Genomic DNA, 16,790 nt, shown 5'->3' with positions numbered 1-16,790 from the left:
TCTCGTTGTGGGCAAAATCGTTTGCTTGCCATTATTCCTTTGAATTCAAATAGTTATACTTATTGTGGCAGTTCATAAAACGTCACGTATTTAGTATTTTTTAGTTCCCGTGATAATCCCTGTTTAATATAACGGTAAAATCAAACAAGACCAAGAAGGTAAAAATAAAGCTTTCTGCGGCGTCTCATACTAGCTCCGAATATGTCGGGAGTACGGTATGCCGGGGTTGCCATCCTGAACATAAAAGTTGGAAGGACACAGCCCATGCCGCTACCATTCGCACACCAACCCCTGAAACGGTTGTCGCCCCTTTTACTAAAGTTATCCTTACGATAAAGGTTGGTACTTTCCCTAATGGAATAACAACCAGATTTGGAAAGAATCAGAATTCTTAGTACGACTGCTGTATTCGTAAAAATTGAGTTTTTTGAAACATATCAGAAGAGTACAAAGGGAAGATTTACTACTTCTGTTCTGAACAGTGCAAAAAGACCTTTAAAAAAGGCCCGGCGTCCCATATACCCACAGAATCATCTCAGGGTTTCGAGGTTCCAATTTTTGGTGTTCCTATATGTTATGATATCGAACTGATAGACCAAGTTTTGCGTCGATAAAAAAGTGAATAGAAATCGGGGTTAATAATTTAATGCATATATCTTCCAATAGATTCAAATACAATCTTCGCATCTTCAGGAAGGCCTTTTTACCGTGGGCATTGTCTTCACCAGGAAACCTTTGGATGGCATGGAATTTATTTAGAAAGGTAAGGAAAAAGTATAAATTTAATACTCAATTACAAGATCATCTTGAATACCCCATCCCGCACTCCTTTGTTTTAAGCCTTACCTCGGATTGTAATCTTGCTTGTGATCATTGTTATGCCAGGATATATAAAGATACAAAGGTTTTACCTAAAAGAGTACTGGAAGGTATTTTGGAACAAGCCAGTTCATTAGGTTGTTTCTTTTTTGTGCTTACCGGTGGAGAACCCATGCTGTACCCGGACCTATTGGATATTTTAAGCCGTCACAGTGATAGTCTTTTTATCCTGATAACTAATGGGACTATGGTTACCGATGCTGTAGCAAAGAAGCTGTCTCGGTTACCTCATATAATTCCCGTAGTCAGTCTTGAAGGTGGTTTAGAGGATACGGATAAAAGGCGTGGTGTGGGTACTTACAATCGTGTTCTGAGTGCCTTCGATAATCTCCAGGCAAACAAGGTACTTTACGGGTTTTCTATTACGGTTACATCGGACAATGTGGAACGACTTCAAAGAGAAGCGGTTTTTGAGGAAAAGTATCCCTACGGTGCCCGCTTGGGATGTTTTATAGAATACATACCTACAGGAAGAACGCCTAATCTGGGATTATGTTTATCATCGGAACAGATATCCTCATTTCGAGAATGGTTTTTGCATTTGAAAAAAAGAGCAAATACCTATCTCATTCATTTCCCAGGAGATGAAGAGCTTATGGATAGTTGCAGGGAGGCAGGAAAGGGTTTTATTCATATTAACCCGGAGGGATACATAGAATCGTGTGCATTATTGTCCTCCAGGAGGTATAATGTAATGGAAAAGTCGCTTGAAGTGTGTTTAAAAAGTTTGTATACAGAGAGTAAGCAGTGCGCTCATGTATATGAAACACTTGAAAACCATCCTTGTATGAGCCACAGACAAGATTTGCGTTGCAGTGTTTCTGATTGATAATAAAGTGACATAGTCCAAACAAAAAAGGCGTAGTAAGTAGTTGGCAGTAAGCGGAAGGCAACAAACTTTCATTGCCAACCGATCCTACAAATATAATCGAGCAATCGGAATAGTTTAAAAATGTTTTTAAGGGTTCCACTATGATAGACAAAATGATCGGTGCATCCTGGCATACGATGCCAGCTGATGAGGTAATAAGGAGGTTAGATACAAATCCGAATACCGGGCTTAGCCATGCAGAAGCAGATAATCGGCTCAAGAAATATGGATACAACCAATTAGAGGAAAAAGAAGGGGTATTCCCCCTATGGCTCTTTTTGGGGCAATTTAATGACTTCATTGTCTGGGTGCTGATTGCAGCCGCCGTAGTCTCTGGGTTTATGGGTGAATGGGTCGATGCGCTTGCTATAATAGCTATAGTTATCATTAACGCCATCATCGGGTTTATTCAGGAATATCGCGCCGAAAAGTCCCTTGCAGCCTTACAAAAAATGTCCGCGCCTTTTTCAAGGGTACTTCGGGATGATGAAATATATACGATCCCTTCCCGGGGAATAGTACCGGGGGATATGGTGCTGCTCGAGGCCGGAGATTATGTTCCTGCTGATGGCAGATTATGTTCTTCCTTTAGCCTGAATACCCAGGAAGCCTCTCTCACAGGGGAATCAACGCCTGTCAGCAAATCGACCGAACCACTTCACAATCCCTCTTTACCTATTGGCGATAGAAAAAATATGGTATTTATGGGGACTTCAGTAACGGGTGGTAAAGGGACATGTATTATTATAGCAACGGGAATGCAAACCGAACTGGGTAAGATTGCGGGTCTGATCCAGGAAGCTGGGAAAGAAGAGACCCCACTACAGCGTAAGCTCGAGGTATTTGGAAAAAAGTTGGTCTATCTGTGTTTAGGAATTGTAGCAATCGTATTCTTTTTAGAGTTGTGGAGAAAAGATCCGTTATTGGAGGCATTTCTTATATCTGTAAGCCTTGCCGTAGCTGCAATTCCGGAAGGATTACCGGCCATAGTTACTATTGCTTTGGCACTTGGTGTACAACGCATGGTAAAACGACACGTATTGATTCGAAAATTACCATCGGTGGAAACCCTTGGATGCGCAACAGTTATTTGCTCAGACAAGACAGGGACCCTTACACAAAACGAAATGACCGTAAGAAAGGTATTTGTCAACGGCAAAACCATTGATATTTCAGGAACAGGTTATGCCCCAGAGGGGAATTTTACTATCAATGGTATATCTCTTTCAGAAATCGATTATCGAATAGTGAAGTTTATCCTCGGCGTAGGTGTTTTATGTAATAATGCTTACCTTAAAAAAGATAATAATGCGTGGAAGGTTATCGGCGATCCTACCGAAGGCGCTATTTTGAGCGCTGCAGCGAAGGCGGGTATTTGGAAGGAAGCGCTAGGGAAGAAATTTCCACTCCTTACGGAGATTCCCTTTGATTCGGAACGGAAGAAGATGTCCACTGTCAGGCGAACACCTTATGATTTGCTCGTTTGTGAAAAAGGTGCACCAGACATCATCCTGAAGGATTGCACAAAGATCTATAGTGAAGGGATAATAAGAGACCTTACAAAAGATGATATCCAGCTCATCTTGAATGAAAACAACAATATGGCAGGGTCTGCTCTGCGCGTGCTCGGTACGGCATTTAAGCCTCTCGACCGTGACACTCTTCCTGATCCAGACCCTGATACGATAGAAAAGGACATGATTTTTCTGGGATTATTGGGCATGATTGACCCACCCAGACCAGAGGTCAAGGATGCGGTTGCTGCTTGTCATGCGGGAGGTATAACGACTGTGATGATCACCGGGGACCATAAAAATACGGCAAGGGCAGTTGGAGAAGAGCTGGGATTTTTACGAAACAATTCAAAGGCAGTTGATGGAGTAGAATTGGACGCACTTTCTGAAGATGCTTTAGAAAAAGAGCTATCAAAGATAGCTGTATATGCCCGAGTTTCTGCTGAACACAAGCTCAGGATAGTAAAGGCATGGAAGAAACAGGGTGCCGTTGTGGCCATGACGGGTGATGGTGTAAACGATGCCCCGGCTGTAAAGGAGGCAGATATCGGCGTATCCATGGGCATTACGGGTACCGATGTTACGAAAGAGGCCTCTGATATGGTCATAACAGACGACAACTTTGCATCAATCGTAGCAGCCGTTGAAGAAGGAAGAGGCATTTACGACAATATAAAGAAATCGATCCACTACCTGCTTTCGTGTAACGCCGGTGAGATTTTGACGATGCTCTTTGCCTCAATATTCAACCTCCCCCTGCCGTTATTCCCGATACAAATACTGTGGATCAATATTGCAACAGATGGTTTACCGGCATTAGCACTAGGTGTTGACACGGTAGACCCAGATATCATGAAAAGGCCAGCGAGGCGGTCCACAGAGCAAATCATCGATAAAAATCTTGGTACATTGACAGTATTTCAAGGTCTTCTTATCGCCATCAGCACTCTTTTGGCTTATTTGTTTATCTTTTACTATACAAGCAGTGAGGAACCTGGCTATTTATATTATTGGTTCCTCAATGAATTGATACCATGTTGTTTAGGTGGCGAATTATTTGGCGATCTTGATCGGGCAAGAACGGTTGCCTTCTGTGTGATGGTTATTTCCCAATTATTTCACTCTTTTAACTGCAGAAGTGCAAGACGTTCATTATTTCAAATTGGTGTTTTTACCAATAAGAAGCTTCTATTGGCAACTGGACTCTCATTGGTCATGCAGGCAGCCATTGTCTATATCCCTTATTCCGAAGCTGTCTTTAAAGTAGTACCTTTGGGATTAGAGGATTGGATTATAGTCTTTGGATTCTCTTCTCTTACTTTTGTCATCATGGAGTTAATTAAATGTTTTAAAAGGGAAAAAGTATAAAAATATTCCTAAATTTACGTTTAGGAATTTCAAACCAACCATGTAGTGGCAAGGCGTGCCTTGCCACTACTGTTATAAAAGCTGCCTAAAATGTAACCTAATCCTTTTAAGTTACCTTAAAAAGACACTTTTGATATCAGTAGAGGAGGTGATCGTTCGCCATAATGATTATCAGCAGTGTTGGAATCCTAAACACAATTATGTTTTTGAATTTTATCCAGGAGGAATAAAATGAAACGCATTGCATGTTTATTCATAGCCTTAAGTTTTTCAGCGCCCATCTCAAGTTATCCATTAAATACTACTATAATAGCATCTGAGAAAAAAAGACACTGCAAAAGATCATGTATGCGGTATGGAAGTGAATAAAGACAAAGCGATTAAACTGGAACATGATGGCAAAGCGTATTATTTCTGTTCTAAAATGTGTGAAGAAACATTTAAAAAAGATCCTTCAAAATACCTGAAAGAAAAAGAGAAATAGGCCAAAGAATTTGTCAGTAAGGAAGGGGTGTACTTTTACACAGTTCAAATATTATTTCACATATAGATTTTTATAATGAAAGGAGTACTGGATATGTTGAACAAGAAATTTATTGGGATAGTTGCGGCCGCGGTTGTGTCGGTTAGCCTGGCGACAGGGATGAGCAATTTTACCTATGCAGAGGAAGAGACACACAAGCATAGTGAAAAGGCTCTTGCCCCCGAACATAAAACTGTGGAACTTCCCATGTGCCCCACATGCAAAGAAGTACGTTTAAGTCCTGAGAAGGGAAGGACGCTTGCAAAAATGCCGATGGTTTGCCCAGGCTGCAAAAACGAGATAGGAGAACTCGCAGTTCATCATTGCGATAAGTGTGGAAAAGATGTCATGGCATGCGTGATGTGCAAAAAGGCTTCTGAAGAGTTAAAAGCTGCTACAATGGTTAATAAATGCCCCAAGTGCAAAATGGAACGCGCAAGGCCCATAAAGAGTAAAACACTGGCAATGTGGGAAATGGAATGCCCGAAATGTAAACATATGACACAAGAATAGAGTTTGCAGTATTCGCGGATTAATCCTCCTTAAGGGCAGTATCCAAATAGAAACTTTTTGGACAGCCCCTATTGGCTCTTATACAATCAGCAAAAAGTCCGTAAAGACTCGAATAAACATATTCATAGATTTCCTCTGCCAATAAATACCAAATAACAACACCCAAATACCGAATAAATCCCAATTACAAAGCCCAAAATTCAAACAAAGCGGTAATGATTTGTTTGAACATTGATATTTGAATTTTGGAATTTGAGATTTTGATAATGATATCCGCCGTCTTTCATTCCCGCTTTTTCTGAAAATAGTATTCAGAAAGATACCATTTGCCAAATCATCAACATACCGATTTACATACAAAAATTGATATGATATTATATGATATTTCAGATGGTAAAGAGGATGTTCTCAAATGACACCCTGGGATAAAATGAATTTTTTCAATAAACTCTATTTAAAGGTTTTTTATGGAAATCAGGAAATTTAAAAAGCTTCTCGTTGCTAACCGTGGTGAAATAGCGATACGGGTCTGCCGGGCAGCGCATGAAATTGGTATAAGGACCGTGGCAATATATTCCCACGAAGACCGCTTTGCACTTCATAGATTTAAAGCAGACGAAGCTTATCAGATTGGTAAAGGTAAAGATCCGGTCAAGGCTTATTTGGATATCGATGGAATCATTCATCTGGCCAAAGACAAGGAAGTGGATGCCATACATCCGGGTTATGGGTTTCTCTCGGAGAATGCAAACTTTGCCCATGCTTGTGAAAAGGCAGGCATTACCTTTGTCGGTCCCCGTCCTGAAATCCTCCGTATGCTTGGCGATAAAACCTCGGCCAGAGGAATTGCCGGGAAAGCGCAGGTTCCCATACTTTCCGGGTGTAATCACCCCATTAAAAGCCTGGATGAGGCCAAATCTCTTTGCAGCAAACTGGGATATCCGGTTATTATCAAGGCTGCCCATGGCGGTGGCGGTCGCGGTATGCGTGTGGTTCGCAGCGAGTTAGAATTGAGCCATCGCCTGAATGAAGCACAACGCGAAGCCCAGACAGCCTTTGGTTCTGACGAATGTTTCATTGAAAAATATGTCGAAAAAGCACGCCATATTGAGGTGCAGATTCTTGGTGACAAGTACAATAATATTGTACACCTGTTTGAACGAGACTGTTCTCTTCAAAGGCGACATCAGAAAGTTGTTGAGATTGCCCCGGCGCAGAATCTTGACGAAAGTATCAGGCAGAGTATCTGTGGCGCAGCCGTAAGAATATGTAAATCTGTAAATTATGATAATGCCGGTACCGTGGAATTTCTCCTCGATACTGAAACCGATAAGTATTATTTCATAGAAATTAATCCCAGAATTCAGGTAGAACACACCGTCACCGAAACAATTACCGGTTTCGATCTGGTGAAGAGACAGATCTTAATTAGTGAAGGGTTTCCTCTCAATTCACCGGAAATCCGCATACCGAACCAGGAGGCAATTCATATCAACAGTATTGCCTTCCAGTGCCGGATTACCACAGAGGACCCTTCCAACGGGTTTGTTCCCGACTACGGCCGCATCCAGCATTACCGTTCTGCCGGTGGCATGGGTATCCGTCTTGACGCCGGAACGGCTTTCTCCGGCGCTCTCGTAACTCCTTACTATGACTCTATGCTCGTGAAGGTTACGGCTTTTGGAACCTGTTTTGAAGAAACAGCACATCGTATGGATAGGGCATTGGATGAATTCAGGATCCGTGGTGTAAAAACCAATATTCCGTTTCTCATTAATCTGATTAACCACAAAGATTTCCTGGAAGGTAAATGTACTACGCGTTTCATTGACGAAAATCCGAGTCTCTTTCACTTTCCACGACGCAGGGACCGTGCTACCCTCATCATGCGTTTCATGGGAGACATTCTGGTCAATGGTCATTCACTGATTAAGGAAATGCCTAAGTCCATATGCCGCCGTAAAGCGCCGGTTCCTGCTATTGACCGTAAAAATCCCAGACCCAAGGGCAGCCGTGATCTTCTCCTGGAAATGGGACCGGAAGAATTCATTCAGCACATCCTCCAGGAGAAAAAACTGCTGCTGACGGATACGTCTTTCCGCGATGCACATCAGTCTCTGCTGGCTACCCGTATGAGAACCATAGATATGCTGAAAATAGCCGAGATCTACTCCAGGAACCATGCCGATTTCTTCTCTCTGGAAATGTGGGGTGGAGCAACCTTTGATACCGCTATGAGATTTCTCATGGAGTGTCCGTGGGAACGCCTGCGCTTCATGCGAAAACTGGCGCCAAATATGCTCTTCCAGATGCTGCTCAGGGCATCTAATGGCGTTGGTTATACCAACTACCCGGATAATGTCGTCAAGGCATTCATAAAACAGGCAGCAGAAAGCGGTATAGATATATTCCGCGTCTTTGACTCTCTTAACTGGGTCACAAACATGAAAGTGGCAATGGATGCCGTTCTGGAAACCAAGGCCCTCTGTGAAGCCGCCATATGTTACACCGGAGATATTTTGGATCCCAAGCGGACCAAATACACGCTGGACTATTATGTAAAAATGGCAAAAGAACTGGAAGGCCATGGCGCTCATATCCTGGCAATCAAGGATATGGCCGGCCTTTTGAAACCTTATGCTGCATATGAACTGGTGAGTGCCCTGAAATCAGAGCTAAAGATCCCTATACATCTTCACACCCATGACACATCAGGTGGTCAGATCGCCACCCTCATCAAGGCCGCAGAGGCTGGTGTAGATATTGTGGACGTCGCACTGGGGCCTCTCTCCGGACTGACATCGCAACCGAACCTGAATACCCTGGTGGAGATGATGCGTTTCCACAAACGCGACACCCGTATGGACTTCAAGGCCCTTGGATTACTCTCGGACTACTGGGAAGTGGTCAGAGAATATTATGCACCATTTGAATCCATTCAAAAGTCAAGCACCGCCGAGGTATACCATCACGAGATCCCTGGCGGCCAATTTACCAACCTTTTCCAGCAGGCACATTCTATGGGTCTTGCACATCGCTGGCATGAAATCACCGATGTTTATGCGGATGTCAACCAGCTTTTCGGAGACATTGTGAAAGTTACCCCATCCTCGAAGGTTGTTGGTGATCTTACTCTTTTTCTGGTGACAAATGACATTAAGGCCCAGGATATCGTCAACAATAACAAGGAAATCTCTTTTCCCACATCTGTTATAGAATTCTTTGAAGGCCGTCTCGGCCAGCCGACCGGAGGTTTTCCTAAAGATGTACAATATAGAATTTTGCGCGGGGCGCCTGCTTTCACTGAAAGACCCGGCGCTAATCTGCCGCCTGTGAATCTTGACGAGATCAAAAAAGGTGTTGGGGATCGGATCTCCAGATCCATCACCAACGAAGAACTCATGTCCTACTTGATGTATCCGGATGTCTTCATTAAGTACGCTGAGCACAGAAAGAAATACGACGATGTTTCTGTCATTCCCACGGATGTATTTTTTTATGGCCTGCCCATGAACGAAGAAGTTGCCATTGACATCGAAGAAGGAAAGACCCTGATTTTCAAACTGGTAGCCATAAGCCCGGTAAATGCGGAAGGGAACTGTACCGTTTTCTTTGAACTGAACGGTCAACCCCGTGAGGTAGTTATTGCCAACCGCAAGGTGGCTGCTTCAGTAACCAAACGTCCTCAGGCGGAAGAAGGAAACATCAAACACGTCGGCGCACCCATGCCAGGCATGATTGTTAATGTGAAAGTTACAGTTGGTCAGAAAGTTGCCAAAAATGATCCGCTTCTGATCATGGAGGCCATGAAGATGGAAGCGACTATTTATGCTGAACATGACGGTGAGATTGGTCAGGTATTGGTTAAAAAAAGAGACTGTGTCGAGGCGAGAGACCTGCTGATCGTCTACAAGTGATATGAAAAATAAATAACTGCTCCTCTTCCTGTTTGTTGAATGGTGTTGAGTTTTTTCTTTATTTGGGATGTCTTGTCTATACGTTCTCTGGATTATTATTTCTGCCATCCACCCGCATAGTGGGCGGATAGCTTTTTTCTTTAGGTTTTTAGTTCCTCAACACAACGTTAAGCCCTGGTCAAATGCCGGTATTTGATGCGGTGGGGCTGGTCTTCTGTAATGCCAAGACGTTTTTTCCTATCCGCCTCATATTCGGAATAGTTCCCTTCAAACCAGAAGGTTTTACTATCGCCCTCGAAGGCAAGGATGTGGGTGGCGATTCGGTCGAGAAACCAGCGGTCATGGCTGATCGTCAGGACACAACCGGAGAAATTTTCCAGGGCATCTTCCAAAGCCCGCATGGTATTTACGTCGAGATCATTTGTGGGTTCGTCCAGCAGCAGCACATTGGCGCCTTCTTTCAGGATACAGGCAAGATGCACCCTGTTCCGTTCTCCACCTGATAATGTTTTCACCGGCTTTTGCTGGTCTATCCCGGAAAAATTAAAACGCGCCACATAGGCGCGGGAATTGACCTCCCTGCTGCCAAGTCGGATACTATCCTTCCCCCCTGAAATTATCTCCCAGATGGTTTTATTGGGTTCGAGGGTTTCCCGGCTTTGATCAACGTATGCAAGCTTAACCGACTCACCCACCCGGATAGTACCGGTATCCGGTTTTTCCTGACCGGTAATCATGCGGAATAGCGTGGTTTTTCCGGCACCGTTGGGACCAATGATTCCGACAATTCCTCCACGTGGCAGGGAAAACGTCATTTCCTCTACCAAAATACGGTCTCCGTATGCCTTGGTTACCTTGTCTGCTTCAACGACCAAATTACCCAGCCTCGGGCCTGGCGGGATGTAGATTTCCAAATCCTTTATACGGTTTTCAGTCTGTTGTTCAAGAAGTGATTCATACGAGTTAATACGTGCCTTCGATTTTGCGTGTCTGCCCTTTGGTGTCATCCTGATCCATTCCAGCTCGCGCTTTAGGGTCTTTTGCCGTTCCGTCTCCTGCTTTTCTTCCTGCTGCAGCCTCTTTTGCTTTTGCTCAAGCCACGACGAATAATTCCCCTTCCAGGGAATTCCATACCCCCTGTCCAGTTCCAATATCCAGCCGGCTACATTATCGAGAAAATAGCGATCATGGGTTACCGCGATCACCGTGCCCTCATAATTTTGCAAATGGTGCTCCAGCCAGGCAACCGATTCGGCGTCAAGGTGGTTCGTCGGTTCGTCTAACAGCAAAATGTCAGGTTTTTGCAATAATAACCGGCAAAGCGCCACACGGCGTCGCTCGCCTCCGGACAATACCTTTACCGGCGTGTTCCCTTCGGGGCAACGCAAGGCGTCCATTGCCATTTCCAGGCGGGCGTCCAGATCCCATGCGCCAAGCGAGTCAATCTTTTCCTGTACCTCCCCCTGCCGTTCTATCAGCTTATTCATGTCGTCATCCGACATCGGTTCGGCAAATCGTTCATTGATCTGGTTGTACTCATTGTGGAGGTCAACCAGTTCCTGAACCCCTTGTTCCACAATTTCACGTACCGTTTTTGTTTCGTCCAGAAACGGTTCCTGTTCTAAAAATCCAACCGTGTAGCCTGGGGAAAGGGTTGCCTGTCCGTTAAAGTCCGTATCCACTCCAGCAAGAATGCGCAGGAGAGAGCTTTTTCCCGACCCATTCAAGCCCAGCACGCCGATCTTGGCGCCATAAAAATACGAAAGGGAAATATCCTTCAATACGGGCTTCTTGTCATAATATTTGCTTACCTTGAGCATGGAATAGATGATCTTATTCGGTTGATTACTCATTCAAACCAGCCTCTTTAAAAAATGTTTTAGAAATCGCCATAGAAAATTTTATTATTTGTTCTTTGTATTACTATAATGATATTTTGTCAGTATGGCAAGTCTCAACCAAGAATCTATTTCAGAACTTATAACCACCCCTTAGTCCCCTACACAAAGGGACTAAGGAGTGGGGTAAAATAAACATCTTCCTTGTTCCTCCTTCGCAAGGCGATGTCATTGAATTAAGCAAAGAGATTTTCTCTTCGAAGCAAAGCCCGAAGGGCTGAAAGAATATAGCCCAGGGCGACAGCCCTGGGATAAAGATTTGATAATATTTTTAGCCCTGAAAGGGCGACACATTATCGTAATCCAATGACATTGTCTTCGCAAGGAGGGAATAAAGGGATGATATAGAATTGAGACTCTTCCGATTTCTCCTTCGCTAGCAGATGACTTCGTCGTGATTCTTCGTCTCGATGGCTCGACAGGCATGTCCTGAGTTTATCGAAGGGCTCACCATGAACGGCGCTACATCCTGAGCCTTCGGCGTGGGCTCGGCCGAACGATGAAGAGGAGGTATTCCACCGTTTTTTTTAACCGTAACACACCCCTGCCCCTCTCAAGAGGGGAATTGAAAAAGTCCCCTCTCGGGAGGGGATGTAGGGGTGGGTAAATAAGTCGTTGGGTTTTGCCGTTTAAAACCCAATCTAATGGAAATCCACCATTTCCTTATTTCTCCGTGTGTTCTCTGCGCCCTCTGTGGCGAATCATCAAGAAATTTATGCATCCAGCGGACTTCTGACCCCTAATATATTCTTCGAGGCAACGTGGGTATAAATCATGGTGGTTTGAAGATTCCTGTGACCCAGCAACTCCTGAATCGTCCTGATGTCATATCCCTTCTCCAGAAGATGCGTAGCGAAGCTATGCCGTAACGTATGTACGGATGCCTGTTCCGTAACCCCTGCCTTTGTGATGGCGACCTTGAACGCCTTCTGAAGTGATGCAGGGTGCATATGATGACGCCTCACCGTATGGGTACGTGGATCAACGGAAAGAGATTGAGAGGGAAAAAGCCAGATAACAAAATCAAAAAATTATCAAGATTCCACACAGTAATAAAATACGCAATATATTATAGAACTATATTCACTATTTCAATATGATTCTATCGATTTTTGTTTGACACCTGTTGCCTCATAACATAAAATGCCGACATTTATAGAATAAAGATAAAAATTAATGTTAGGACTAAAGTGGATGAACAGAAAAGCCAAGATATTTGCTGCGGTAGTAATTTGTGTACTTGGGCTGATTGGCTGGTGGTACTACGAGTCTGCTCGTTGGGAGAATGTGCCCACCAATAGATTCATATCGAAGATTAAGACGGATGGCATTAGAGTTCGTATCCGGGTCCCGAATGAAGGCTCTCTATTTCATCTTGTCGACATGAGCTTTTTTAACGGATTGGAAACTGGGTATTCGTTTGACGACGCCGTAAGAATCTATGGTCGTCCTGACAATGTGACCGAGATTAATGGAAAATCAGCGCTGGAATACTGGTACAAGAACGGCCGCGTGCAAGTAGTCCGAGAAGAAAGCTCGACGGCTGTTACTTGGTCTCTAGATGCATATCCGAACGGGTTAGACTACAGGAAGCTCTTGAACGAAGAAATATCAAGAAGAGTTAACACCAAGAACGACGAATCAATCATCGTATTTGATACAGATAAAGGTGACCTGCTAATGGTGATTATCATCAAAGGTAATAGAGTTGATTATTTGAGTTGGCTGTATCTAACATGGAAGAGCCGTAAGTCCTAACAAGCGGCTGAACCTGGACTTAGCACAGCGCTGGCGCGCTGTACTAATCCGGTTAGCCGTTCCGTTAGGTGTAAGAAACCACAATGGAAGCAGTTAGTGTGACTATGCAGCAGGATGAAAAATACCGTGTGCTAAAGAGAAAGCATCAACAATTGCTTCGTCGCTGGAGCAAGAATAATGGTCCGTGTATAGTCTGTGGTGAAGGCGTTGTGAACGAAAAGGACCACTTACCTCCCAAAGTACTGTTCCCTGTGAGCTTGAGGAACCCCAAGACAGAATTCTTCACATTTCCAGTGTGCACTCCCTGCAACCGGACTTCATCGGATGAGGACTTCTTGTTCAGTGTCCAATTGTCAATGGGACTTACTCAGGAATCTATTATCAATAACCAAGAGCCGTCTGATCCTGACCTGCTGGCACTGTATAATCAAACGCGAGGGCACTTAGTGGATCCAGAGAAGGCCGAGCATCGTCGGGAACTGTTGCGTAATTACATCGACACTGATCCCAAGACCGGAAGAGTTGCAATGGACACTCATACCCTTCCAACACACCATACCCTTACCAAGATAGTAAAATCCATCTATTGGTTGCATACTGAAGGGCACGTTCTACAGAAGTACAACCCAGGGTGGTGGATTCTTTCACGTATAGACACATCGAAAACGAACTACATTGAGAAGCACTTAATGACTACTCATGCCGACATTTACTGGGAAGACAGATTCATTTCACACTTCTCTTTCGGGCATCCACAACATGGTGTTGGCGGATTCATATCGTGTTCGCTTCACTTCTACACCCGGCGGAAAGTGGGCAATGGGATGAGTTGGCACATATTTGCTTCACCAAAGAACACTATTCTCAACGGTACAAGTCTGTATGAACTGTGTGCATCAATTTGGGGACCAGCTACAATAAAGCCACAAGAATGAAAAGCAGTCACTTAACGGAACGGAGCAGAGCCAACTGCGCTCCGTTATACGGTATAATTAAATATAAAACATTGGAGGGGATGTGAGAACCCCTGAAGAGTCAAAGATTGTATGGACTGACTATATGAGGTATAGAGCAGAATTAAGAGGATTTGAACTTCCAAAGGTTGAAAATATATTACGGTATTCGGGAGAAATATACTTCGATACTGCAACCCAACGTTTAATTGCAGTAGGTAAACATGATGATAGACTGGTTATAATTCTATATGAGAAACGTGGAAGTGAAATAATACCTGTCTCAATTCATGCTACTACGCGTCAACAAATTAATTTCCGACTTAAAACAGGGAGATTCATATATGGATAAAACAAAGATGGCATATTTTAAAGATGAAGATATTCTGCATATAGTTATCTCTGAGGAAAAAGAAGCAGATAGCATTGAGTTAAGCCCAAATATTACGGCTGAGTTGAATGAAAGCGGTGAATTAATTGGCATAGAAATATTAGAGGCAAGTTCTTTTCTTCGCGATTCAATATTGGAATCATCACAAGCCAAAATACTTAAATTAAAAAAAACCGTATAACAATCAAATCCAGCGGACGGCAAAAAACGCCGCTGCTGATTTAAACCGTTCGCGCCGCTAACGCGGCGCGAACGGCGGAATTGAGCGATGCTCGAACGACTTGCCGCGCCGCAGGCGTCGCGAACAAGTCATTCGAGCGGACAACCCCTTCGGGGCTGACGCCTTGCCGGCGCGAATCAGGCGAACGACTACGTTCGCCCATTGCGCGCCGTCTGCGGTTGCCGCTCAATTCCGCCGTTAGATGTAAACAACGTTATATAAGAAAGCATTAAAGACTTAATGAGCAAGTATATTTCCTCCATACGCACTACGATTCTTGGATCTGCTGGATGGAAGACATTCTTTTCTGCGGTAATTCCAATTATTACAGGAGTCTTATCTAGTACATTCGTGTTAGAAATAACAACGACGACAGGATTGAATTGAATGTTATTTTATAAAATCAAAAGCTTTTACGTTTTGTTGTTAATAAGTGCCGCTGTCTATCTTTACTATCGAGCTCTTTATTTATATGAAAAAAATATTGAGAAGTTCTTGGATGATGATTATTGTCTGGCATATATGAGAAGTAAATGTCTCCCTGAAGCAGCAGAGCGTTACAAAGAGTTAATTCGCAATGGCCAAGGCGGTGAATGGGTGACGGCAATGAAAGAGTTCGAGAAAATACTAAAATGAGATATCATGTAACACCAGAATTCAACAGCAAATTGGCATCAATAGATCCTCAAGGGCTAGTAATAATATCGGCCATTGTCAACTTTATTAAAAACAATGATAAGGATTCTCTACTTGGCGCTACAGCGCCCTTTCAGGTACGATTGCTTGGCCAAAATATATATACCATTAAGTCTCATAATTACAGAATTTATCTGAGCTTTGGAACGGATAACAACGGCGACTATCTGCTTTTCCTGGACATAGCTATAGAGACAACCAAGGCTATGCAGTACAAGTCTTTCTTTGCGATCAAAAATCCACGAACAAACTATACTTATGACCCAAACAGAAATTATCTTATCGACCCAAGAAGGAACATGATGATCGATCCGAATCGTAATATGATGATTGACCCAAGAAGAAACAAATTTTATGGTGGTCCTTACGTATATACCAAAGACTTAGAGCAAATAGGCTTTGTCGTTAGAGCAAACGAAAATGTAATATTGATTTTCGATCAGTCAGCTCACTTTGTGGATTTTGGTGTCAAAGCGGAGCATGGGAATATCAATATATTTAGTGTCAATGGTTCATGGAACGGGTTTCTTGTACCAACCCAACAAGAAGTTTATCTCCGTTTTAACACTATGAATCAGTGGACAGGATTAACGATATGATCAAAAAGCGAAGATGCTGGTAGAGTAAGGGACTGGCGTAGTGATTAAGATTTGACATATCTCTGTTTCTGTCCCTTTCGTTTAGGTAAGGATGGGTTAAACGGAGTGAACTCATTGGCACAATGATTGTGTTGGTTGTGCTTTGCTTCACCCAACTTACAGTACAGCTTCTTTCGCCACATTGTATGCTGGCTGGTGTTTTTTCGTCTGAATCACAGTTCAACTTTGACGTAATTAATGAGGCGATAGCAAGATGTAGTCAGGAGTATTTTGTATGCGCATTGAATTCCAATGACTTCTTAAAACTTCATACTATAATTGGGAAGGATGCGGCAATTTTAACTAACGATGAGTTAGAACAGATTATCAATGAATTAATGCAAAGTCGATTCGATATTCGCAACTAAAAGCAAAAACCATAAGGTTAGGTGAACTCAGCATTAACCTCAATTTATTATGCCCGAAGGGCAGAAAGGATATAGCCAGGGGTGAAGCCCCATAAGCGCTAACTTGTTTTGAAGAACTCGAAGCATTTTGAGATCTGCATCTTTCGGGTTCTTGGATTTTCCGCTAAAGAGCAAGCAATATCGTTCCAGTACTTAAGAACTTCCTGTAATAATAACGCTGGTTCTATAGCCCGTTTTACTTGATGAAGCATAAAAGCAAATTTACGCCATTGGCTTTGAGTCT

General features: G+C 43.3%; 13 protein-coding genes and 1 pseudogene. 12 read left to right on the top strand and 2 right to left on the bottom strand.

Annotation, left to right across the window (positions count from 1 at the left end):
• Positions 1–434 precede the first annotated feature (434 nt).
• The 6 genes from E3K36_17315 to E3K36_17290 all read left to right on the top strand — a co-directional run bounded on the left by E3K36_17315 (position 435) and on the right by E3K36_17290 (position 9,585).
• Complete coding sequence (locus E3K36_17315; protein ID MCF6156949.1) at positions 435–614, top strand: YHS domain-containing protein; 180 nt, start codon at positions 435–437, stop codon at positions 612–614.
• A 32-nt stretch (positions 615–646) separates the two neighbouring features.
• Positions 647–1,708 (top strand): radical SAM protein, encoded by a 1,062-nt coding sequence (locus E3K36_17310; protein MCF6156948.1) that lies wholly within the window; start codon positions 647–649, stop codon positions 1,706–1,708.
• A 143-nt stretch (positions 1,709–1,851) separates the two neighbouring features.
• Complete coding sequence (locus E3K36_17305) at positions 1,852–4,632, top strand: cation-translocating P-type ATPase (protein MCF6156947.1); 2,781 nt, start codon at positions 1,852–1,854, stop codon at positions 4,630–4,632.
• A gap of 355 nt (positions 4,633–4,987) precedes the next feature.
• On the top strand, positions 4,988–5,116 hold the full coding sequence (locus E3K36_17300) for a YHS domain-containing protein (GenBank protein MCF6156946.1): 129 nt from the start codon (positions 4,988–4,990) through the stop codon (positions 5,114–5,116).
• A 93-nt stretch (positions 5,117–5,209) separates the two neighbouring features.
• The gene (locus E3K36_17295) at positions 5,210–5,668 is read left to right on the top strand and encodes a hypothetical protein (GenBank protein MCF6156945.1); all 459 of its coding nucleotides are present in this window, start codon (positions 5,210–5,212) and stop codon (positions 5,666–5,668) included.
• Between the two features lie 473 nt (positions 5,669–6,141).
• On the top strand, positions 6,142–9,585 hold the full coding sequence (locus E3K36_17290; protein MCF6156944.1) for a pyruvate carboxylase: 3,444 nt from the start codon (positions 6,142–6,144) through the stop codon (positions 9,583–9,585).
• A 167-nt stretch (positions 9,586–9,752) separates the two neighbouring features.
• On the opposite strand, the gene ettA is transcribed toward E3K36_17290, so the two are convergent.
• Both ettA and E3K36_17280 read right to left on the bottom strand, forming a co-directional pair.
• Positions 9,753–11,438 carry an energy-dependent translational throttle protein EttA gene (gene ettA, locus E3K36_17285; GenBank protein ID MCF6156943.1) on the bottom strand — a complete coding sequence of 562 codons (1,686 nt, stop codon included), beginning with the start codon at positions 11,436–11,438 and terminating at the stop codon, positions 9,753–9,755.
• A gap of 758 nt (positions 11,439–12,196) precedes the next feature.
• Positions 12,197–12,499 (bottom strand): hypothetical protein, encoded by a 303-nt coding sequence (locus tag E3K36_17280; protein MCF6156942.1) that lies wholly within the window; start codon positions 12,497–12,499, stop codon positions 12,197–12,199.
• Positions 12,500–12,677: 178 nt separating this feature from the next.
• On the opposite strand from E3K36_17280, the gene E3K36_17275 reads away from it, so the two are divergent.
• The 6 genes and pseudogenes from E3K36_17275 to E3K36_17250 all read left to right on the top strand — a co-directional run bounded on the left by E3K36_17275 (position 12,678) and on the right by E3K36_17250 (position 16,100).
• Positions 12,678–13,241: a hypothetical protein gene (locus E3K36_17275; GenBank protein ID MCF6156941.1), complete on the top strand. Its 564-nt coding sequence runs from the start codon at positions 12,678–12,680 to the stop codon at positions 13,239–13,241.
• A gap of 98 nt (positions 13,242–13,339) precedes the next feature.
• Positions 13,340–14,176, top strand: a complete 837-nt coding sequence (locus E3K36_17270; protein ID MCF6156940.1) for a hypothetical protein — start codon at positions 13,340–13,342, stop codon at positions 14,174–14,176.
• Between the two features lie 124 nt (positions 14,177–14,300).
• Positions 14,301–14,546, top strand: coding sequence for a hypothetical protein (locus tag E3K36_17265; GenBank protein ID MCF6156939.1), 246 nt, complete (start codon positions 14,301–14,303; stop codon positions 14,544–14,546).
• A complete protein-coding gene (locus tag E3K36_17260) occupies positions 14,539–14,766 on the top strand; it encodes a DUF2283 domain-containing protein (protein MCF6156938.1) in 228 nt (75 codons plus the stop codon). Before E3K36_17265 ends, E3K36_17260 begins: the two co-directional genes overlap by 8 nt.
• A gap of 279 nt (positions 14,767–15,045) precedes the next feature.
• A pseudogene (locus tag E3K36_17255) lies at positions 15,046–15,441 on the top strand (hypothetical protein).
• Complete coding sequence (locus E3K36_17250; protein MCF6156937.1) at positions 15,438–16,100, top strand: hypothetical protein; 663 nt, start codon at positions 15,438–15,440, stop codon at positions 16,098–16,100. Before E3K36_17255 ends, E3K36_17250 begins: the two are co-directional and overlap by 4 nt.
• Positions 16,101–16,790: the final 690 nt, after the last annotated feature.

The organism is Candidatus Brocadia sp., assembly GCA_021646415.1.
Taxonomy (GTDB): Bacteria; Planctomycetota; Brocadiia; order Brocadiales; family Brocadiaceae; genus Brocadia.
Note: the sequence above shows the minus strand (reverse complement) of the source record. Positions and strands in the feature narration are given on the sequence as shown.

What these genes read in the sequence shown, in the direction of transcription:
- E3K36_17260 (MCF6156938.1), top strand. Translation starts at nt 14,539, where the DNA reads ATGGATAAAACAAAGATGGCATATTTTAAAGATGAAGATATTCTGCAT.
- E3K36_17250 (MCF6156937.1), top strand. Translation starts at nt 15,438, where the DNA reads ATGAGATATCATGTAACACCAGAATTCAACAGCAAATTGGCATCAATA.
- E3K36_17295 (MCF6156945.1), top strand. Translation starts at nt 5,210, where the DNA reads ATGTTGAACAAGAAATTTATTGGGATAGTTGCGGCCGCGGTTGTGTCG.
- E3K36_17305 (MCF6156947.1), top strand. Translation starts at nt 1,852, where the DNA reads ATGATAGACAAAATGATCGGTGCATCCTGGCATACGATGCCAGCTGAT.
- E3K36_17275 (MCF6156941.1), top strand. Translation starts at nt 12,678, where the DNA reads ATGAACAGAAAAGCCAAGATATTTGCTGCGGTAGTAATTTGTGTACTT.
- ettA (MCF6156943.1), bottom strand. Translation starts at nt 11,438, where the DNA reads ATGAGTAATCAACCGAATAAGATCATCTATTCCATGCTCAAGGTAAGC.
- E3K36_17265 (MCF6156939.1), top strand. Translation starts at nt 14,301, where the DNA reads ATGAGGTATAGAGCAGAATTAAGAGGATTTGAACTTCCAAAGGTTGAA.
- E3K36_17300 (MCF6156946.1), top strand. Translation starts at nt 4,988, where the DNA reads ATGGAAGTGAATAAAGACAAAGCGATTAAACTGGAACATGATGGCAAA.
- E3K36_17310 (MCF6156948.1), top strand. Translation starts at nt 647, where the DNA reads ATGCATATATCTTCCAATAGATTCAAATACAATCTTCGCATCTTCAGG.